This window comes from Streptomyces sp. STAM6, from assembly GCF_054963715.1.
The window spans coordinates 69,120-88,921 of sequence record NZ_JBUEFZ010000028.1; the positions used below are offsets into that span (position 1 = coordinate 69,120).

At 73.8% G+C, this 19,802-nt stretch carries 15 protein-coding genes and 1 pseudogene; 8 read left to right on the forward strand and 8 right to left on the reverse strand.

Features of this window, described 5'->3' with window-relative positions; genetic code table 11:
* The first annotated feature begins 13 nt into the window (after nucleotides 1–13).
* Nucleotides 14–871: a phosphotransferase enzyme family protein gene (locus ACY34K_RS26285; RefSeq protein WP_462751301.1), complete on the forward strand. Its 858-nt coding sequence runs from the start codon at nucleotides 14–16 to the stop codon at nucleotides 869–871.
* Between the two features lie 26 nt (nucleotides 872–897).
* On the opposite strand, the gene ACY34K_RS26290 is transcribed toward ACY34K_RS26285, so the two are convergent.
* Both ACY34K_RS26290 and ACY34K_RS26295 read right to left on the reverse strand, forming a co-directional pair.
* Entirely contained in the window at nucleotides 898–1,620 is a 723-nt protein-coding gene (locus tag ACY34K_RS26290; RefSeq protein ID WP_462751303.1) for an exonuclease domain-containing protein, read from the reverse strand.
* Nucleotides 1,621–1,724: 104 nt separating this feature from the next.
* Entirely contained in the window at nucleotides 1,725–2,966 is a 1,242-nt protein-coding gene (locus ACY34K_RS26295; RefSeq protein ID WP_462751305.1) for an SAV2148 family HEPN domain-containing protein, read from the reverse strand.
* 442 nt (nucleotides 2,967–3,408) lie between these two features.
* Between ACY34K_RS26295 and glgX the strand changes: the two genes are divergently transcribed.
* Nucleotides 3,409–5,532: a glycogen debranching protein GlgX gene (gene glgX, locus ACY34K_RS26300; protein ID WP_462751307.1), complete on the forward strand. Its 2,124-nt coding sequence runs from the start codon at nucleotides 3,409–3,411 to the stop codon at nucleotides 5,530–5,532.
* On the opposite strand, the pseudogene ACY34K_RS26305 reads toward glgX, so the two are convergent.
* Nucleotides 5,486–6,750, reverse strand: a pseudogene (locus tag ACY34K_RS26305) (MFS transporter). The gene glgX and the pseudogene ACY34K_RS26305 sit on opposite strands and share 47 nt — an antisense overlap.
* Nucleotides 6,751–6,841: 91 nt before the next feature.
* Here ACY34K_RS26305 and treY point away from each other — a divergent pair.
* A complete protein-coding gene (treY, locus tag ACY34K_RS26310; protein ID WP_462751309.1) occupies nucleotides 6,842–9,187 on the forward strand; it encodes a malto-oligosyltrehalose synthase in 2,346 nt (781 codons plus the stop codon).
* Between the two features lie 16 nt (nucleotides 9,188–9,203).
* Here the strand turns inward: treY and ACY34K_RS26315 are convergent, their stop codons facing one another.
* Nucleotides 9,204–9,752 (reverse strand): FHA domain-containing protein, encoded by a 549-nt coding sequence (locus ACY34K_RS26315; RefSeq protein ID WP_462751311.1) that lies wholly within the window; start codon nucleotides 9,750–9,752, stop codon nucleotides 9,204–9,206.
* Nucleotides 9,753–9,878: 126 nt separating this feature from the next.
* Between ACY34K_RS26315 and ACY34K_RS26320 the strand changes: the two genes are divergently transcribed.
* From ACY34K_RS26320 to ACY34K_RS26330, 3 genes are all read left to right on the forward strand, one after another.
* A complete protein-coding gene (locus ACY34K_RS26320; protein WP_462751313.1) occupies nucleotides 9,879–10,841 on the forward strand; it encodes a GNAT family N-acetyltransferase in 963 nt (320 codons plus the stop codon).
* Between the two features lie 121 nt (nucleotides 10,842–10,962).
* Nucleotides 10,963–12,744, forward strand: coding sequence for a malto-oligosyltrehalose trehalohydrolase (treZ, locus tag ACY34K_RS26325; protein WP_462751315.1), 1,782 nt, complete (start codon nucleotides 10,963–10,965; stop codon nucleotides 12,742–12,744).
* A gap of 44 nt (nucleotides 12,745–12,788) precedes the next feature.
* Entirely contained in the window at nucleotides 12,789–13,775 is a 987-nt protein-coding gene (locus ACY34K_RS26330) for an aldo/keto reductase (RefSeq protein WP_462751317.1), read from the forward strand.
* 10 nt (nucleotides 13,776–13,785) lie between these two features.
* On the opposite strand, the gene ACY34K_RS26335 is transcribed toward ACY34K_RS26330, so the two are convergent.
* The gene (locus ACY34K_RS26335; protein WP_462751319.1) at nucleotides 13,786–14,913 is read right to left on the reverse strand and encodes a M24 family metallopeptidase; all 1,128 of its coding nucleotides are present in this window, start codon (nucleotides 14,911–14,913) and stop codon (nucleotides 13,786–13,788) included.
* A 24-nt stretch (nucleotides 14,914–14,937) separates the two neighbouring features.
* Nucleotides 14,938–15,573, reverse strand: coding sequence for a nucleoside/nucleotide kinase family protein (locus tag ACY34K_RS26340; protein ID WP_462751321.1), 636 nt, complete (start codon nucleotides 15,571–15,573; stop codon nucleotides 14,938–14,940).
* A gap of 61 nt (nucleotides 15,574–15,634) precedes the next feature.
* Between ACY34K_RS26340 and ACY34K_RS26345 the strand changes: the two genes are divergently transcribed.
* A complete protein-coding gene (locus tag ACY34K_RS26345; protein ID WP_462751323.1) occupies nucleotides 15,635–16,039 on the forward strand; it encodes a VOC family protein in 405 nt (134 codons plus the stop codon).
* Between the two features lie 58 nt (nucleotides 16,040–16,097).
* Nucleotides 16,098–17,630 carry a hypothetical protein gene (locus tag ACY34K_RS26350; RefSeq protein WP_462751325.1) on the forward strand — a complete coding sequence of 511 codons (1,533 nt, stop codon included), beginning with the start codon at nucleotides 16,098–16,100 and terminating at the stop codon, nucleotides 17,628–17,630.
* A gap of 67 nt (nucleotides 17,631–17,697) precedes the next feature.
* On the opposite strand, the gene msrB is transcribed toward ACY34K_RS26350, so the two are convergent.
* Nucleotides 17,698–18,105: a peptide-methionine (R)-S-oxide reductase MsrB gene (gene msrB / locus ACY34K_RS26355; protein WP_462751327.1), complete on the reverse strand. Its 408-nt coding sequence runs from the start codon at nucleotides 18,103–18,105 to the stop codon at nucleotides 17,698–17,700.
* Between the two features lie 55 nt (nucleotides 18,106–18,160).
* Nucleotides 18,161–19,552 (reverse strand): UDP-N-acetylmuramate--L-alanine ligase, encoded by a 1,392-nt coding sequence (gene murC, locus ACY34K_RS26360; RefSeq protein ID WP_462751329.1) that lies wholly within the window; start codon nucleotides 19,550–19,552, stop codon nucleotides 18,161–18,163.
* Nucleotides 19,553–19,802 lie beyond the last annotated feature (250 nt).

The following is a 19,802-nucleotide window of genomic DNA, read 5'->3' on the forward strand; positions in this document are numbered from 1 at the left end:
AGGGACGGACGTGATGGACGAGGCGCGGGCGAGGGAGGTCCTGGCCGCCGCCGGAGTGGGCGCGGGGCCCGGCGCGACGCTGCTGGCCCTCGGTGAGAACGCGGTCTTCGCGGTGGGCGACCTGGTGGTGAAGGTGGGACGGGACGCGGAGCTGCTGCCGAGGGCCGAGCGGGAGGTGGCCGTCGCGTCCTGGCTGGCCGAGGCGGACGTGCCCGCCGTACGGGCGGCGCGTCCGGAGCCGCTGCTGGTCGAGGGTCACCCGGTGACGGTCTGGCACCGGCTGCCGGAGGCGGTGCGCCCACCGGAGCCCCGGGACCTCGCCCCGCTGCTGCGGCGGGTCCACGCGCTGCCCGGGCCGCCGTTCCCGCTGCCGCGCCGGGAGCTGCTCGGAGGCGTGGAGCGCTGGCTGCGGCTCGCGGGGGACGCGATCGACCCGGCGGACGCGGCCTATCTGCGGGAGCGGCGGGACGGGTTCGCCGCGGCGGCGGCCGCACTCACCCCGCACCTGACGCCCGGCCCGATCCACGGCGACGCGCTGCCGCGCAACGTCCATGTGGGCCCGGACGGGCCGGTCCTGGTCGACCTGGAGACGTTCTCGGCCGATCTGAGGGAGCACGATCTGGTGGTCCTCGTGCTGGCCCGGGACCGCTACGGCCTCGACCCGGCCGCCCACGACGCGTTCACCGAGGCCTACGGCTGGGACGTGCGCGCATGGGACGGCTGTGCCGTACTGCGGGGCGCCCGGGAGACGGCGAGCTGTGCCTGGGTCGCGCAGCACGCGCCGTCCAGCCCCGAGGCGCTCGCCGAGTTCCGCCGGCGGGTGGCGTCCCTGCGCGAGGGGGACCCGGAGGTCCGCTGGTACCCGTTCTGACGTCCCTGCCGAGCGCGCCGGCGGTCTCAGCCGGCCACGGGGGCGGGCGCGCGCAGCGGCCAGGCGGGGTCGACGACGGCGTCGGGGGTGCCCTTGCGGCGCAGGAACCGCTGGAAGTCCTCCGCCCACTCCGCGTACCACCTGATCTGGCGGTCGTGCAGCTCGCCCGGTGTCAGCGCCGCCACCTGGGCGTGCCGCTCGGCTATCGCGCAGGCCACCAGGACGGCGGCGAGGGCGTCGGCACCGGCCTCGTGGGCACCGTCCAGGACCACGCCGTACTCCGCGCAGACCGCCTCCAGGTTCCGCTTGCCGCGGCGGTAGCGGTCGACGGCCCGGTCGATCGTGTACGGGTCGACCACCGGGCCGATCGGCGCGCCGCCCAGCCGCTCGGTGAGCGACGGCAAGCCGTGCCGCCGTAGTTCGGCGGTGAGCAGCGTGAGGTCGAACGCGGCGTTGTAGGCGACGACGGGCACGCCGCGGGCCCAGTACCCGGCGAGGGTGTCGGCGAGTTCACCGGCCACCTCCCGGACCGGGCGGCCCTCCGCGGCGGCGCGCTCGCTGCTGATGCCGTGGATGGCGGAGGCCTGGGCGGGGATCCGGATGCCCGGATCGGCCAGCCAGTCGCGGCGCGCCACGGTCTCCCCGGCCCGTACCTCCACGACCGCGGCCGTCACGATTCTCGCTTCGAGCGGCTCCGTGCCGGTCGTCTCCAGATCGAAGCCGACGAGCGTCTCCCCGTGCCAGCCCATGCCGAACCTCCTCGTGATGCTGTGGCGCGCCCCCCGTGCGGTGCACTCCCCCTGTTGGGTCCTCACCCTCCCACGCACCACTGACAACGTCGCCGGGGCGGGGTTCAGGACACCGGCCGGGAGTCGGCCCAGACCGACTCGAACTCCTCCCGGTAGGTCTCGAAGAGCCCGTGGTCGATCGAGGAGCCGGAGGTGACGACCGATCGCCTGCCGCCGCGCAGCACCAGGACGGGTGCCTCCATACCGCGGGCGCGGCGGAGGTAGGACTGGACGACGCCGACCCCGTCGGGCCCGTCGCCGTCCACGAGGTAGGCGGTGAAGCGCGGGGTTTCGTCGAAGACCTGGATCTCGAAGGCGCCCGGGTCGCGCAGCCTGGAGCGCACACGCCGCGTGTGGAGGATGTTCATCTCCACCGACCGGCTCAATTCACCCTTTTTGATCCCCAGTTCCCTTTCGCGGCGTTTTACGGCGCTACTGGCGGGGTTGAGGAAGAGCAGCCGTACGCGGCACCCGGACTCGGCGAGCCTCACCAGCCGCCGCCCCGAGAAGTTCTGCACCAGGAGGTTCAGGCCTATGCCGATCGCGTCGAGGCGCCGCGCCCCGCCGAAGAGGTCCTCGGCCGGCAGCTGCCGCTGGAGGCGCACCCGGTCGGGGTGGACCGAGACCACGTCCGCGTACCGGTCGCCGACCAGGTCCTCCACGGCGTCGACCGGCAGCCGGTGGGCCGACGGGACGCCCGCGCTGGCGCCGAGGATGTCCAGCAGCCGGGCGGAGGCCCGTTCGGACTGGTCGAGCACCGTGCGCGAGAGCGCCCGGTTGCGGGAGACCACATTCCGGGTGACCTCCAGCTCGTCGAGGGCGAGCTCGAGGTCGCGCCGGTCGTCGAAGTACGGCTCGAAGCAGGGCCAGTGCTGGACCATCAGCTCACGCAGCTGCGGCAGCGTGAGGAAGCTGAGGACGTTGTCGTCCGCGGGGTCCAGGAGGTAGCCCTTGCGGCGGGAGACCTCGCGCACGGCGACCGCCCGCTGCACCCACTCCTGGCCGGCCGGGCCGGCCGCCGCCACCACCCAGTCCTCGCCGTGCACCGGCTCGTAGATCGGCCGCAGCACGGCGGCCACGACGGCGCGCAGCCGCTGCTCGACGAGATTCAGCCAGATATAGGCCCGGCCGGCCCGCTGGGCGCGGGTCCGCACCTCGTTCCACGCCTCGGCGCCCCAGTCCAGTTCCGCACCGATCTCCATCGGCCGGGCGAGTGAGACCGCTCCGGGCGGGACATCAGCGGGGTCAGTGGAGTCCCCCTCGTGACCTGAGTCACCTGGGGGCAGCTCCAGCCCTCCCGAGCTCACCCGCGCACCGCCTTCAGCTCCTGGTCGCCCGTCTCCAACGATCAAGGAAGGGTACTCCGGGAGCGGGAGCCGGTGCAGCCGGATCCGCAGGCTCTTCGCCAACTCCCGTGATCGAGGTGGCCGTTCCGGGGACCGGGTTGGACCGGAGTGAGCGGATTCATAGCGGTTGGCCCCCCTGACACGGCCGTCACACCCCGGGTCACCCGCCTCTCCGGCCCGCGGAGGTCGAACTTCGGTGCGGGCGACACACGGGAACGCGAGGTTGACCCGGGCAACCGACGCGCCCGGTCCTCTCATCGGAGAAGCATGCCGGCGGCACCCGGCACAAGGGCGACTCACCGGCCAGGACGGGCCCGCAGTCCTAGGAGGTCGCACCACTTTCGGGGAGGATCTGCCTCAAGTGACCCCCAGCAGCCGGATCAGAAGTGGAAGAGTCTTATCTATGCAGGTCTGGCCGGGACAGGCGTATCCGCTCGGCGCCACGTACGACGGCGCCGGAACCAACTTCGCGGTCTTCTCGGAGGCCGCCGACCGCATCGAGCTGTGTCTGCTCCATGACGACGGCTCGGAGACGGCGGTGGAACTCCGCGAGACCGACGCGTTCGTCCGGCACGCGTACCTGCCCGGGGTGATGCCGGGCCAGCGGTACGGGTTCCGGGTCCACGGGCCGTACGCGCCGGAGCGCGGGCAGCGGTGCAACTCCGCGAAGCTGCTCCTCGATCCGTACGCGCGGGCGGTCGCCGGTGCCGTCGACTGGGGGGAGGCGGTGTACGGCTACCACTTCGGCAGGCCGGACTCCCGCAACGACCTCGACTCGGCACCGCACACGATGACGTCGGTGGTGGTGAATCCGTACTTCGACTGGGGCGACGACCGCCCGCCCCGTACCGACTACCACCGGACGGTGATCTACGAGGCCCATGTGAAGGGCCTGACGATGCGCCATCCCGCGCTGCCGGACGAGCTGCGCGGCACGTACGCCGGCCTCGCCCACCCCGCGGTGATCGAGCACCTGACCGAGCTGGGGGTCACCGCGCTGGAGCTGATGCCGGTGCACCAGTTCGTCAACGACCACCGGCTCGTGGACGCCGGGATGGCCAACTACTGGGGCTACAACACCATCGGCTTCTTCGCCCCGCACAACGCCTACGCCTCCTGGGGCGACCGCGGCCAGCAGGTGCTGGAGTTCAAGTCCGCGGTCCGGGCCCTGCACCAGGCGGGCATCGAGGTCATCCTGGACGTGGTCTACAACCACACCGCCGAGGGCAACCACCTCGGCCCGACACTCTCCTTCCGGGGCCTGGACAACCCTTCGTACTACCGGCTCGTCGAGAACAACCCCCGGTACTACATGGACACCACCGGCACCGGGAACTCTCTGCTGATGCGGTCCCCGCACGTACTGCAGCTGATCATGGACTCGCTGCGGTACTGGGTGACGGAGATGCACGTCGACGGCTTCCGCTTCGACCTGGCGGCGACGCTGGCCCGGCAGTTCCACGAGGTGGACCGGCTGTCGTCGTTCTTCGACCTGGTACAGCAGGACCCGGTGGTGAGCCAGGTGAAGCTGATCGCCGAGCCGTGGGACGTCGGCGAGGGCGGCTACCAGGTGGGGAACTTCCCGCCGCTGTGGACCGAGTGGAACGGCAAGTACCGCGACACGGTGCGGGACATGTGGCGGGGCGAGCCGCGCACGCTCGCCGAGTTCGCGAGCCGGCTGACCGGGTCGTCGGACCTGTACCAGGACGACGGCCGCCGACCGCTCGCCTCGGTGAACTTCGTGACCTGCCACGACGGCTTCACCCTGCGGGACCTGGTCTCGTACAACGAGAAGCACAACGAGGCCAACGGCGAGGGCAACCGGGACGGCGAGAGCCACAACCGCTCCTGGAACTGCGGGGTCGAGGGCGACACGGACGACGAGGACATCCGGGAACTGCGCGCCCGCCAGATGCGGAACTTCATCGCCACCCTGATGCTGTCGCAGGGCGTGCCCATGCTGAGCCACGGCGACGAGTTCGGGCGGACCCAGAACGGCAACAACAACGCCTACTGCCAGGACAACGAACTGGCCTGGGTGAACTGGCCGGACGCGGAGGCCGAAGAGGCCGCGACACTGCTGGAGTTCACCCGTTCGATGGTGTGGCTGCGCCGCGACCACCCGGTGTTCCGGCGGCGCCGCTTCTTCCACGGGAGGCCGGTGGAAGGGACGCACGACGATCTGTCGGACATCGACTGGTTCACCCCCGAGGGGGAGGCCATGACCGCGCGGGACTGGCAGGCCGCCCACGCCAAGGCGCTGTCGGTGTTCCTGAACGGCAGCGCGATCTCCGAACCGGGCCCGCGCGGGGAGCGGATCAGGGACGACTCGTTCCTGCTGATGTTCAACGCCAGTGCGGTGGACCTGGAGTTCGTCGTGCCGGTCAACCACGGGCGCCAGTGGCAGGTGGTGGTGGACACGGCCGTCCCCGAGGGCATCGAGCCCGGACAGGGCGCCAAGGTGGCGGCGGGCGACCGGCTCACGCTGATCGGCCGCAGCCTGACGGTGCTGCGCCGTCCCGCGTAGCCTTCGCGCCGTGCCGCCGCCACCGGTCGGCGGCCGGTTCCGGTACGGATGGGCGGGGGCGAGTGCGGACCGTCCAGGACAGGGCCGCGCACGCCACCGCCGCGACCACCGCCACCGCGAAGGCCGCCACCGGGCCGCGGGTGTCGGCGAGCGTGCCCGAGAATGCCGGCGCGACGGCCTGGCCACCCACGACGCCGCTGGTCAGGAAGGCCATGCACTCGGCGAGCCGGCCGGCCGGGACGATCCGCTCGGTGAGCCCGAAGAGGGTGATCAGATGCGGCGCGTAGGCCACGCCCAGGACGACGACCGCCGCGTACAGCGACCACAGCGCGTCCACGAGGAGCAGCGGCACGGAGAGCACGACCAGCGCCGCGGTCGCCGCCCGCCACCGGGCGGTGAGGCCGACACGCGCGGGGACGGTGGCCATCGCCAGGCCGGCGGCCGCACTCATCACGCCCATCGCCGCGTACAAGAGCCCGGCCTGGGCGGGCAGGCCCAGCCGTTCGGTGAGCGCGGTGATGCCGGCCTGGGATGCGCCGAACATCGCGCCCCTGGAGGACCATCGCCATCCGCAGCGCGTGGGTGGCGGCCGGCAGCCGCGAGCGGTCCCGGGTGCGGCCGGCGACGGGCGCGGCCTCCTTCGCCGTCGGGTGCAGGGCGAACGCCGTGCCGCACACGGCGAGCAGGCCCGAGGCGGCGAGCAGGGCGGCCGCCGGGTGGGCCACCGCCGCCGCGACGCCCACCAGGGCCGGGCCGAGGACGAACGACACCTCGTCCAGGGTCCCTTCGAAGGAGAGGACCGTCGCCACGAGCCGGTCGTCGGCGCCGGACCGCCGGGCCAGCGCCACGGAACGGGTCCGGGCCGGCGGGCCGACCTGCGGGACCGTCGCCCCGGCCAGCGCGCCGAGCAGCACCAGCAGGCCGGTCGGGGCCCGGGCGAGCGCGGCGGCGACGAGAGCGGCGACGGCCCACGGCGTCGTTGACGAGTGCGGCGACCACCACCACGCCGCGCCGGTCGGCCGCCCGGCCCAGCAGCGGGCCGCCCACCGTCTGCCCGGCCGCCAGCGCCCCTCCCGCGAGCCCCGCCGTGGCCAGCGAGCCGCTGGTCTCGGCGACCAGCAGCAGACTGCCGAGCTGGCACATCGCCGTGGGCAACCGGCCGAGGAACGACACCACGGGAAGGAGCGGACCGAGCAGGGCGACGACGTCGCGATACATCCGGAGCATCGTGGGAAACGTAACGTGGCGCGAGGCGTAAATCGCATGAGGTGATGACACAGAAGCCGCCCAAGCGGGTACGTACGTTCGCATGACGCCCAACTCCACCTATCGGCTCCAGATCCAGCCGGAATTCCCCTTCTCCGCCGCCGGGGAAGCGGTGCCGTACCTCGCCTCGCTCGGGGTCTCGCACCTGCATCTGTCGCCGGTGCTGGAGGCCGTGCCCGGCTCGACGCACGGGTACGACGTCACCGACCACGGCCGGGTGCGCGAGGAGCTGGGCGGCGAAGAGGGTCTGCGGGCCCTCGCCCGCACCGCCGCCGCACACGGGCTCGGCCTGGTCGTGGACCTGGTCCCCAATCACATGGCCGCCGCGCCGCGGTACAACCGGGCGCTGCGGGAGGTGCTCAGGGACGGCCCGGCGTCGCCTTACGCCCGCTGGTTCGACATCGACTGGGCGGCGGGCGGCGGGAAGGTGATGCTGCCCGTGCTGCCCGGCCGGATCGGCGACGAGCTGGGCGAGCTGCGGGTCGCGGACGGTGTGCTGCGCCACGGCGAGCAGGAGTTCCCGCTGCGGCCCGGCACGGAGGGGCTCGCGCTGCCGGAGCTGCTGGACGCGCAGTGGTACCGGCTCTGCTGGTGGCGGCTCGCCCGTACGGAATTGAACTACCGGCGGTTCTTCACCATTTCCGATCTGATCGGGGTGCGCGTCGAGGACCCGGAGGTGTTCCGGGCCACGCACGGGAAGATCCTGGAGCTGGTGCGGGACGGGGTGGTCCAAGGGCTGCGGATCGACCACCCGGACGGGCTCGCGGACCCGGAGGCGTACCTGCGCGAACTGGACCGGGCCACGGGCGGGGACTGCTGGATCGTCGTCGAGAAGATCCTCACGGGTGAGGAGCGGCTGCCCGCGCGGTGGCCGGTCGCGGGCACGACCGGGTACGACGCGCTGCGGCACATCGACGGGCTGTTCGTCGACGAGGCGGGGGCGGCGGAGCTGGCCGGGCAGTACCGGCGCTTCGCCGGTCCGGCCGGCGACCGGGGCGGCCACTGGGAGCCGACGGCGCGCCGCGCCGCCTACAAGGTGGTGACGCACGAGCTGGCCGCCGAGGTGGCGTTCCTGACCCGCACGGCGGGGCGGATCTGCGGCGCCGACCCCTCCGTGCGGGACCACGCCCCGTGGGCGCTGCGCGCCGCCGTCCGGGAGCTGCTGATCCGGGTGCCGGTCTACCGGCCGTACCCGCTGAGCGCCGACGAGGTCCTGACGGCGGGGGCCGCGCAGGAGGCGAGGGCGACGTTCACGATTCCGGAGGAGGCGCCGGCGGTCGACGTCGTACGGGACATGGCGCTGGGGCGGCTGGGTGACGGGCCGGACCACCTGGCCTTCCGGACCCGGTTCGCGCAGACCGCCTCCGCGCTGCGGGCCAAGTCCGTGGAGGACACGGCGTTCTACCGCTACACGCCGCTGATCTCCGCGAACGAGGTCGGCGGTGATCCGGCCCGGCCCGCGGTGTCCCCCGCGGCGTTCCACGCCTACTGCGCGCGCATCGCCCGCGACTGGCCGGCCACCGGCACCGTGCTGTCCACGCACGACACCAAGCGCAGTGCGGACGTGCGGGCCCGGATCGCGGTGCTGACCCAGTGCCCGCAGCGGTGGGCGAAGCTGCTGGACGACGTGGCCGGCACGGTCGCGCCGGACGCCCAGCTGGCGTGGTCGGCCTGGCAGACGGCGGTGGGTTTCGGCTTCCCGTACGCGGACCGGCTGGCGCCGGCGCTGCTGAAGGCGGTGCGGGAGGCGGGGCTGCACACCAGCTGGACCGAGCCGGACCCGGCGTACGAGCAGGCGGTGCTGGACTTCGCGGACGCCGGTCCGACCGGTCCCCCGCTGTACACCGTCTCGCTGCTGGCCCGGGAGCTCGACCCCCATGTGCGGGCCAACACGCTGGGCGCGGCGCTCGCCCATCTGACGATGCCGGGGGTGCCGGACCTGTACCAGGAGACGGAGCGGGTGTATCTGGCACTGGTCGACCCGGACAACCGGCGGCCGTTCCGCGAGGGCGAGCCCGACGAGAAGACGGCGGTGACCCGGGCGGCGCTGCGGCTGAGGCGGCAGCATCCGGACGTGTTCGGACCGTCCGGGGCGTACGTGCCGCTGTCCGCCGAGGGGCCGGCGGCGCCGCACTGCGTGGCGTTCTCCCGCTCCGGCGCGAGCGGTGCGACGGTCACCGCCGTCACCCGGCTGTCACTGCGGCTGACGGAGGCGGGTGGCTGGGGCGGGACGGTTCTCCCGCTGCCGGAGGGGCGCTGGTTCGACGTCCTGGAGCCCGGCCGGGAGTTCGAGGGCGGTACGCCGGTGCCGCTGACGGACCTGTTGGGCTCCCGCCCGGTCGCGCTGCTGAGCCGGGTACCGCTCGGGGACGACGGCCCCGGGCAGTGAGGGGAGGCCCGGGGGGTCAGCGGTCGGAGAGCCGGAAGCCCATCCGTCCGAAGGAGACCATGTCGCCGGCCCGGACGACGACCGTGCCGGTCACCCGGCGCCCGTTGACGGTGGTGCCGTTGGTCGAGCCGAGGTCCCGCAGCAGCCACAGGCCGGCTTCCTGGCTCAGTTCGGCGTGCATGCGGGAGACGGTCTCGTGGCTCAGGCGCAGGCCGTTGGCCGGGTCGCGGCCGATCCGCAGGGGGTGCGGCCCGGGCTCGGGGAGAAGCAGCTTCGGCAGCCGCTCGGCCTTCCAGGCGCGTCCCAGCCGCGCGGTGAACGCCGATATCCGCTCGACCGTCCCGAACAGCCGTTTGGACCAGCGGCCCTCGGTGCACAGGTCCGCGGTGAGCGCCGCCAGTTCGTCGGGGCGGCGGGCGACCAGGACGAGTTCCATACGGCGCAGGAAGGTGTCGTGGGACAACCGGCCCTGCGCGGCACCCTCACGGAGGATTCCGAGAGCGCGGTCCCGTTCGGCGTCGGAGGGCCGAGCAGAGGGGGTGTGGAACTCATAAGGCGACGTCACAGGGGTGATTGTCGGTCCGAGGTGCCCGAGGTGTCCAGAAGAGCCGTGGGCAGGGAAATCGCCGCGCGCACGGGCTTACCGGCTGGTACGGTCTCGGGACTCGAACACCTGTGGGAGAAGAATCACTTGACGCCCGAACCGACGACCTCCGGTGACCTCGTCCTGCGCCCGCTCACCGGGCCGGAGGAGCTGGAGCTGTTCCAGCGGCTGACGTACGTACTGGACCACGAGCTCGCCGACGACCTGGCCACGGGCCGGCGCCGCCCCGAGTGGATGTGGATCGCCCTGCGCGGGGACCGGGTGCTGGCCCGGATCGCGTGGTGGACGGAGCGGGACGGGGAGGCACCGCTCCAGCTCGACTTCTTCGACGTCGACGACGACCTGCCGGAGGAGGAGCGGGACGGGGTCGGTCTGCGGCTGCTGGAGACGGCGACCGCCGCCGTCGTACCGGCGGGGACGCCGCGCCCGGAGTACGGCCGGTTCATCCCGCCGGACTGGCGCGAGGACCCGGCCGCCCGCGCCGTCGTGGAGACCAGGACGGGCGCGGTGGAGCGGACGGGCGCGCGGCTCCTGGTGGAACGCCTGCGGCTGGAGTGGCTGCCGGGCACCCCGGTACCGGAGCCGACGGGCCGGCTGACCTTCCGGCCGGTGAAGGACCGTGAGGACCTGGTGGCACTGATGACCGAGGTCATGGAGGGCACGCTGGACGCCCACGGCCGGGCGGACCTGGCGTCCGGCCTCTCGCCGCGCGAGGCGGCGGAGAAGCACTACGACGAGGAGTTCGAGGGGTACGCCTCACCGCGCGAGTGGTGGCAGGTGGCCGAACTCCCCGGCAGTGGCGAGCCCGTGGGCTTCGTCGTACCGGCCCGCAACAACTACAACCACACCATCGCCTACATCGGTGTGCTGCCCGGGCACCGCGGCCACGGGTACATCGACGACATCCTCGCCGAGGGCACCCGCGTCCTCGCCGGGCAGGGTGTGCCCCGCATCCGTGCCGCGACGGACCTCACGAACGCACCGATGGCCCGCGCCTTCGCCCGCGCCGGATACACGACGTTCGAGCGTGTGGTCAATTACGTCTGGTAGGCGGGCGGCCGTCGCGCGCAGGGCCACCTGGTGAGACGTTTCGGCCCCGCATCGGCCAAGTGCCGTGCTTCGTCATGTGGATCTTGCCAGGATGGGAAGGACGACGACGAGGGGATCGCCAGTGCTGTTCGAGGTGTGGGCACCGCAGGCAAGCGAACGGGTCGAGCTCCAACTTGAGGGTGCCGTGTACCCCTTGGCGCCCGACCCGGCGCGCGAGGGCTGGTGGACGGCCGACGTCGGCGCCGGGAACGGCGACGGCGACGGCGACGAGCGCGGGGTGCGCGACGGGGCCCGGTACGGCTTCGCGCTGGACGGCGGGCCCGTGCTGCCCGATCCGCGCTCCCGCCGCCAGCCGGACGGCCCCGACGGCCTGAGCGCGGTCGTCGACCACAGCGCGTACCGGTGGCGGCACGAGCCGCCCGGGCGGGGCCTCAGCGGCGCCGTGCTGTACGAGATGCACGTCGGCACGTACACCCCCGAGGGCACGCTCGACGCGGCCGCCGCCCGGCTGGACCACCTGGTGGAGCTCGGCATCACGCACGTGGAGCTGATGCCGCTGTGCCCCTTCCCCGGCCGGCACGGCTGGGGGTACGAGGGGGTGTCCCTGTGGGCGGTCCACGAGCCGTACGGCGGCCCGGACGCGCTCAGGCGCTTCGTCGACACCGCGCACGGCCTCGGCCTGGGCGTCGTCCTCGACGTCGTCCACAACCACCTGGGCCCGTCCGGGAACTACCTGCCGGCCTTCGGCCCGTACTTCACCGACACCCACCACACCCCGTGGGGCGCCGCGGTCAACCTCGACGCGCCCGGCTCCGACGAGGTGCGGGCGTACCTGCGCGAGAGCGCGCTCGCCTGGCTGCGCGACTACCGGATCGACGGGCTGCGGCTGGACGCGGTGCACGCGCTCGCCGACGGCCGGGCGCTGACGTTCCTGGAGGAGCTGTCGGCCGCGGTCGACGAGCTCTCCGCCGAGCAGGGCCGGGCGCTCTTCCTGATCGCCGAGTCGGACCGGGCCGACCCACGCACGACCACCCCGCGCGAGGCGGGCGGGCTCGGCCTGCACGCCCAGTGGAACGACGACTTCCACCACGCCCTGCACACCGCGCTGACCGGCGAGGCACAGGGCTACTACGCCGATTTCGCCCGGGCACCGCTGGCGGCCGTCGCCAAGACCCTCGGGCACGTCTTCTTCCACGACGGCACCTACTCGACGTTCCGGGGCCGCACCCACGGCCGTCCCGTCGACCGTGCCACGGTCCCGGCGCACCGCTTCCTGGGCTACGCCCAGACCCACGACCAGATCGGCAACCGCGCCGTCGGCGACCGGCTCTCCGCGTCGGTCTCCCCCGGGCTGCTGGCCTGCGCGGCAACGCTGGTGCTCACCAGCCCGTTCACGCCGATGCTCTTCATGGGCGAGGAATGGGGCGCCGGCACCCCGTGGCAGTTCTTCACCGACCACACCGACCCCGAGCTGGCCGAAGCGGTGCGCAAGGGACGGCGCCGGGAGTTCGCGGCGTACGGCTGGGCCGAGACCGACGTCCCGGATCCGCAGGACCCGGCGACCCGCGACCGGTCCTGTCTGGACTGGTCGGAGCCGGGGCGGGAGCCGCACGCCCGGCTGCTGGCCTGGCACCGGGAGCTGATCGCGCTGCGGGCCGCGCAGCCCGATCTGACCGACCCGGACCTGGCGGCGGTGCGCGTGGCGTACGACGAGTCCGAGCGCTGGCTCGCCTACCGGCGCGGAGACCTGCGGGTCGTGGTCAACTTCGCCCCCGAGCCGGCGCGGATCGCGCTGGGCGGCCGGAGCGGCGTCCTGGCGGCCTGGGAACCGGTCGAGGCACCCGACGAGAACGGGGTGCTGGCGCTGCCCGCGGAGTCCTGCGTGATCCTCGCCGACCTGTGAACGCCCTTGCGGTCGAGCACACTCCAGCGATTAGCGTGCGGAGCATGGAGCAACGGAATCTCGGCAGGACGGGTCTGCGCGTCAGCGAACTGTGCCTCGGCACCATGATGTTCACCCGGGAGGGCGCCGCCGAGGCGCACCGGGTGCTGGACGCCTTCACCGACGCGGGCGGCACCTTCATCGACACCGCCGACATGTACGGGCGCGGCGCGTCGGAGGAGGTGCTGGGCAGCTGGCTGAAGGGGCGGGACCGGGACGGTCTGGTCATCGCCACGAAGGTGTGGGCCACCATGGGCGACGCGCCCAACGACGGCGGGCTCGGCCGCAAGCACATCGTCTCGGCGGTGGAGGCCAGCCTGCGCCGCCTCGGCACGGACTACATCGACCTGTACCAGACGCACATCTGGGACGCGCACACACCGCTGGAAGAGACCCTGTCCACGCTGGACACCCTGGTGAAGGCGGGCAAGGTCCGCTACCTGGGCGCGAGCAACGTCTCCCCCTCCCAGCTCCAGCGCTCGCTCGACATGGCCCGCCACCGCGGGTGGGAGCCGTACGTGTGCCTCCAGCCCAAGTACAACCTGCTGCAGCGCGAGGTGGAGTGGGAGCTCACTCCGCTGTGCGAGGAGGAGGGGCTCGGCGTGATCCCGTGGAGCCCGCTCCAGGGCGGCTGGCTGACTGGCAAGTACCGCCGCGGAATGACGCAGCCGCCGGCCGGATCGCGCGAGTCGGGGCGTGAGGGCTGGCGCGAGCGGGCCACCGAGGAGACCTGGCGGGTCGTCGACGCGCTGCTGGAGGTCGCCGAGGAGACCGGCCGCACAGCGTCCCAGGTGGCCCTGCGCTGGCTGCTGGCGCGGCCGGCGGTGACGGCGCCGATCATCGGGCCGCGCACCGGGGAGCAGCTCGCGGACAATCTGGGCGCGGTGGGCTGGGAGCTGACGGACGGGCAGCTCGCGCGGCTCGACGCGGCGAGCGCGCGGCCGCTGCCGTACCCGTACGACTTCCTGGCCCGGGTCCGGGAGCGGCCCTGACCGGACGGGCTCAGTCGACCAGGGCCATCTCGCGGGGCGTGTTGTTGAGGCGCCGGCCGCCGTCGGGCGTCACGGTCACGATGTCCTCGATCCGGACGCCGAAGCGGCCCGGCAGGTAGATCCCGGGTTCGACGGAGAAGCACATGCCCGGGACGAGGGGCTGCTCCTCGCCCTCGATGATGTAGGGCGGTTCGTGGGTGGTGACACCGATGCCGTGGCCCGTGCGGTGGATGAAGTAGTCGCCGTATCCGGCCGCGGCGATCACCGCGCGGGCGGCGCGGTCCACGTCCTGGCAGGCGGCGCCGGGCCTGACCGCCTCGAACCCGGCCTGCTGCGCCTCGCGCACGACGTCGTGCACGCGCCGCTCCTCGGCGGTGGGCTCTCCGACGTGGACGGTGCGGGTGGTGTCCGAGCCGTAGCCGTGCTTGAGCCCGCCGAAGTCGAGGACGACCATGTCGCCCCGCTCGATGGTCCGATCGCCCGCCTCGTGGTGCGGATTGGCGCCGTTGGGGCCCGACCCGACGATGGTGAAGTCCACCTGGGAGTGCCCGAAGCCCCGCAGCAGGGCGGCGAGGTCGGCGGCGACCTCCGTCTCCCGGCGCCCCGCGAAGCGCACCTTGAGGATTTCGAGGTACGCCTGGTCGGCGGCGGCGCCCGCTTCTTCCATGCGGGCCAGCTCCTGGGCGTCCTTGACGGCCCGCAGCATGGGCAGGGCGGTGCTGAGCGCGGCGTACGAGGTGTCCGGCAGCGCCTTCTGGAGGCCGAGGAGGTGCATGGCCCAGGTGTTGTCGCTGACTCCGAACGTGCCGGCGCCCCCGAGGAGCTGCGCGGTCACGGCGTACGGGTCCTGCGCGTCCGTCCAGTCCCTCAGCGTGAGGGCGCTGCCGGCGGCGGACCCGGCGGCGTCGGGCGCCTCCAGCGCCGGCACGACGAGCACCGGCTCGCGCCCGGCCGCGAGGACGAGCAGGGTGAGGCGCTCGGTGGGGACGGGCCGGTAGCCGGTGAGGTGGACCAGATCGGGCCCGGGGGCGATCAGCAGCCCGGCGAGTCCGGCGTCGGCGGCGGCGAGCGCCGCGCGGTCCATGCGGGCGCGGTGGTCGGCGGCGGTGAGGACGGCGGGGGCGGGATCCGTGGTCATGGGGTCTCCTTGTCGGTGTGGCGGTCAGCTCATGGGTACGACGAGGTCGGCGCGGCCGCGACCGGCGGCGACGAGCCGGGCGTTGGCCTCGTCGGACTCCAGGACCCAGCGCTCGGCGCGGGCCCTGTCCTTGCCGAAGCGGACGTGGCGGTCGACGAGCCGGCCGACCCGCCGCCGGTCGTCCAGTTCCAGGAACCACACCTCGTCGAGCAGCGGCCGCACGGCCGCCCAGGGACCGTCGTCGTGGAGGAGGTAGTTGCCCTCGGTGACGACGAGGGGCACGTCGGGGGCGACCGGGATGCTGCCGGCGACCGGCTCCTCCAGGGCGCGGTCGAAGGCGGGTGCGTAGACCGTGGTGCCGGGCTCCGCGGCGCGCAGCCGGGCGAGCAGCGCGGTGTAGCCGGCGGCGTCGAACGTGTCGGGGGCGCCCTTGCGGCCGGTGCGGCCGAGTCGGCGCAGTTCGGCCTGTGCGAGGTGGAAGCCGTCCATGGGGACGAGGACGGCGAGCCCGTCGAGCCGGTCGACGAGGCGGGCCCCGAGGGTGGACTTCCCCGCGCCGGGGGCGCCGGCGAGGCCGAGGATGCTCCGGCCGCCGGGCACGGCCAGGCCGCGGGCGCGGGCGGTGAGTTCGGCGAACTGCTGCGCGTCCATGCGGGGCATTGTCGCAGGGGCGGTCGCGGTGCGCTGGCCGCCGACGGGTCATACGTATAACGTGGCTCCCATGTCCTGCATCGCACTGGTCACACTCGTCGTCCGCGACTACGACGAGGCCATCGCCTTCTACACCGGCGCCCTCGGCTTCGAGCTGGTCGAGGACACCGGTCGCGGGGACGGCTCCCGCTGGGTCGTGGTCCGGCCGCCCGGCTCCGGCGCGGCCGCCGCCGGGTGCGGCGCGGCGCTGCTGCTCGCCCGGGCGCGCGGAGGGGAGCAGCGGGCGAGTGTGGGCGCACAGACCGGCGGACGGGTCGGGTTCTTCCTGCACACCGAGGACTTCGAGCGGGACCGCGCGCGGATGCTCGCGGCGGGCGTGCGGTTCCTGGAGGAGCCGCGGCACGAACCGTACGGCTCGGTGGTGGTCTTCGAGGACCTCTACGGCAACCGCTGGGACCTGCTGCAGCCCGCCTGACGGCCGGCCGACGGCGTTGTCGGCGGCGTTGTCGGCGGAGGCTGTTACGTTCTGCGACATGACCGATCGTCTGCTCCGGCTGCTCGCGCTCCGGCCGCGCCTGGCGGAACTGGCCGCGTTTCCCTTCGACTTCGACGTGCGAAGGGCCCGCCATGTCGAGGACGTCCGGCTGGCGTCGGGCGCCTCGCTGGTGCCCGTCGCGGGGGACGAGACGGGCGGCACCTTCTTCGTCTGCGACGGCGGTCCGGTGCTGTACGCCTCGTCGGAGGGCGACGCGGGGCTGCTGGGCGACAGCGTGACCGAGGCACTGGACGTGATCACCGGGCTTCCGTGCTGGTACGACTTCGTGGATCTGTCACCGGACGACGGTGAGGAGGCCGTCGCGGCCGCGGTCGCGGAGAGCGAACGCGAGATGCGCGAGGGGGTGCCCGACCTGGCCTCCGCACGCGCGGAGCTGCGGAAGGGCCTCGGACTGCCGGAGCGGACACCCCTGGAACTGGTGGCCCGGCTGCACGGCGCCCTGATGCGTACGGAGCCCGGATTCGTGCTGCTGAACACGCGCGACGGCGGTGCCTACCGGTTGCTGGACTCGCACCCGCGGCCACCGGTGCGCGAGGCCGTGCTGGCCGCGGGCCGCGCGGACCTGGAGCTGTTGCGGGCCGGCGGCGCGGCCGCGGAGGAGGTGGCGGACGACCCGGCGCGCCGGGCGGTGGCGCTGCGGGCCGCGCAGTTCGACCGCGGCCGGGAGGATCTGCCGTGGCTGCGCGGGGTGTTGAAGCGCGAGGCGGCGGCCGGCGGGGTCTCGGAGGAGCTGCGGCTGGCCGCGCATCTGGCCGGCCGGCACGGCCGGGCGGAGGACCTCGCACTGCTGCGCGGACTGTGCGGGGAAGACGTACTGGTCCGGCACGCGCCGGCGCCGGACGGGGTTCCGGACACGCCCGAGGCGCTGGCCGCCTGGGCGCGGGGGCCGGCCTGGGAGGCGTTCGGCGGGAATCCGGTGGCCGTGCCGGAGTTGACCTGGATACGCCTGGCGGCCCGCCTGGGCCGCACCGAGCTCGCCCGGGTGGCACTGATACGCCTGCTCGACGACACGGGCCCGGCGGACCGGGAGCTGCTGGGCGCGCTCGCCCGGGAGCTGGCGGCGCTGGGAGACCACCGGCAGGCCGCGCGGGCGCAGTACCGCCACGCCTCGCTGCACGACACCCGGTGGGACCGCGCCTCGGCGTTCCTCGTGCTGGCGGGGCTGGAACGCCGCGCGGGCGATCCGGCCGCGGCCCTGCGGGCACTGGACCGTACGGTCGCCGGCCTCGACGGACCGCCCCTGCCACCGGGGCGGCAGCCCGCCGTCCCCGCCGCCGATGACCGCGTCCCGGAGAACTGGCGGCGGCTCGGGATCGGGCGGCGGATCACCGGGGAGTACCTCGAACTGGCCGTGGCTGCGGCTGCTTCGGGGCACGGCGGGCCGGCCCGCGAGGCTCTCGGCGCGGCCCGCCCGCTGCTGGAGCACGCGGACGGTCCCGCCGCACGGCACCTCGGCCCGCTGGCCCGGCGCGCGAAGTGGGCGGTGCAGGCGCTGGGGCCGCGGACCTGACCGGCCGGCGGCCGCGCCCCAATCAGACCGCTCCCGGCCGGCCCGTGACCGATCAGGCGGCGCCGGATCAGTCCTCGTCGGGGGTGAGCCGCAGCGAGACGGAGTTGATGCAGTACCGCTGGTCCGTCGGAGTGGCGTACCCCTCGCCCTCGAAGACATGGCCCAGGTGGGAGCCGCACCGGGCGCAGCGCACCTCGGTGCGGACCATGCCGTAGGACCGGTCCACGATCAGCTCGACCGCGTCGCTGTCCTTCGGGTCGTAGAAGGACGGCCAGCCACAGTGCGACTCGAACTTGGTCGTGGAGGTGAAGAGCTCGGCGCCGCAGGCGCGGCAGGAGTAGACGCCCTTCGTTTTGGTGTCGGTGTACTCGCCGGTGAAGGCGCGTTCCGTGCCGGCCTCACGCAGGACGTGGTACTCCTCCGGGGACAGTTCGGCCCGCCACTGCTCGTCCGGCTTCTCGACCTCGTACGCCATGCGCCCTCCTCTGTGGGGGTGTCCGGTGGATCATGCCGTGCCGCCGGACATCCCCCTAGTCCGAAAGGCGGGCGAGAATCCGCGGACCGAGGTCCGTGACGTCGCCCGCGCCCATGGTGAGAACGAGATCGCCCGGCTTGGCCATTCCCGCGACGACGTCCGGCACCGTCTCCTTGTCGGACACGGCCGTGACGTCGGCGCCGGCCGCGCGGGCGGCGTCGACGATCAGGGCGCTGGTGACGCCGGGGACCGGGTCCTCGCGGGCCGGGTAGATGTCCAGCACCACGGACGCGTCGGCGAGGGCGAGGGCGTCGCCCATCTCCTTGCCGAGCTCCTGGGTGCGGGAGAACAGGTGCGGCTGGAAGACGACGAGGAGCCGGGAGTCCCGCGCGGCGCCGCGCATGGCCTCCAGGTCGGCGGTCATCTCGGTGGGGTGGTGGGCGTAGGAGTCGATGACCTGGACGCCGGCGGCCTCGCCCTTGAGCTGGAGTCGGCGGCCCACGCCGGTGTAGGCGGTGAGGGCCTGTGCGAGGGCGGCCGGGTCGATGCCGACGCGGGCACCGGCGGCGAGTGCGGCGGCGGCGTTGTGGGCGTAGTGGCGGCCGGGCACGGAGACCGTGAAGGTGTGCTCGGTGCCGTCGAGGGCGACGGTGACCTCGCTGGTCATGCCCTTGGGCGTGATGGCGGTGATCCGGGCGTCGGAGTCGGCCGACTCGCCGACGCGGACCACGTTCAGGTCGGCGCGCCCCTCGACGCGGCGGGCCAGCTCGCGGGCGCCGGAGTGTTCCCCGACGACCAGGGTGCCGCCGGGGCGGATCTTGGCGACGAACGCCTCGAACGACTCGTAGATCTCGTCCATCGAGGCGTAATTGGCGTGGTGGTCGAGTTCGACGTTGAGGACGATCGCGACCTCGGGGTCGTACTTCTGGAAGCTGCGGTCGCTCTCGTCCGCCTCGGCGACGAAGATCTCGCCGTCGCCGTGCAGGGCGTTGGTGCCGGGGCCCGCGAGGTCGCCGCCGATGGCGTACGACGGGTCGAGGCCCAGCTCGGTGAGGGCGACGGCGAGCATCGAGGTGGTGGTGGTCTTGCCGTGCGTACCGGCGACCGCGACGGCTCGCAGACCGGTCATCAGCGCGGCCAGCGCGTCGGAGCGGTGGACGACCGGGATGCCCAGCTCGCCGGCGCGGGCCAGCTCGGGGTTGTCGGCGCGGATGGCGCTGGAGACGACCACGCTGGTGGCGTCGTCGGCCAGGTGGGCGGCGGCGTGCCCGATGTGCACGGTCGCGCCGAGCGCCCGCAGGGACGCGGCGGTCTCGGACTCGCGCGCGTCACTGCCGGCGACCTCCGCCCCGCGCTGGGCGAGGATCTTGGCGATGCCCGACATTCCGGCGCCGCCGATGCCGATGAAGTGCGGCCGCTCCATGGCAGCAGGGATGGCGGGTGCCATGTGTGTCTCTCCCCGGGGTGTGACGTACGTGAGGGCCCCAGCCTATGCGGTGCGCCGCGGCCTCGGGGCCGCGCCCGCCGCGGACGGCACCCGGGCGGGTGCCGCCCGGGGCCGGTGGCGGTTCCCGCGCGGTCCCCGCGGTTCGTGGGATCGCCGCGCCTCGTGAGGTCCCCACGCCTCGTGAGATCACCGCGCCTCGTGAGGTCCCCACGCCTCGTGAGATCCCCACGCCTCGTGAGATCCCCACGCC

Bases quoted from the DNA above. Each gene is read 5' to 3' on its own strand.
- ACY34K_RS26285 (WP_462751301.1), top strand. From the start codon at position 14: ATGGACGAGGCGCGGGCGAGGGAGGTCCTGGCCGCCGCCGGAGTGGGC.
- ACY34K_RS26290 (WP_462751303.1), bottom strand. From the start codon at position 1,620: ATGGGCTGGCACGGGGAGACGCTCGTCGGCTTCGATCTGGAGACGACC.
- glgX (WP_462751307.1), top strand. From the start codon at position 3,409: ATGCAGGTCTGGCCGGGACAGGCGTATCCGCTCGGCGCCACGTACGAC.
- treY (WP_462751309.1), top strand. From the start codon at position 6,842: ATGACGCCCAACTCCACCTATCGGCTCCAGATCCAGCCGGAATTCCCC.
- ACY34K_RS26330 (WP_462751317.1), top strand. From the start codon at position 12,789: ATGGAGCAACGGAATCTCGGCAGGACGGGTCTGCGCGTCAGCGAACTG.
- ACY34K_RS26335 (WP_462751319.1), bottom strand. From the start codon at position 14,913: ATGACCACGGATCCCGCCCCCGCCGTCCTCACCGCCGCCGACCACCGC.
- ACY34K_RS26340 (WP_462751321.1), bottom strand. From the start codon at position 15,573: ATGCCCCGCATGGACGCGCAGCAGTTCGCCGAACTCACCGCCCGCGCC.
- ACY34K_RS26345 (WP_462751323.1), top strand. From the start codon at position 15,635: ATGTCCTGCATCGCACTGGTCACACTCGTCGTCCGCGACTACGACGAG.
- ACY34K_RS26350 (WP_462751325.1), top strand. From the start codon at position 16,098: ATGACCGATCGTCTGCTCCGGCTGCTCGCGCTCCGGCCGCGCCTGGCG.
- msrB (WP_462751327.1), bottom strand. From the start codon at position 18,105: ATGGCGTACGAGGTCGAGAAGCCGGACGAGCAGTGGCGGGCCGAACTG.
- murC (WP_462751329.1), bottom strand. From the start codon at position 19,552: ATGGCACCCGCCATCCCTGCTGCCATGGAGCGGCCGCACTTCATCGGC.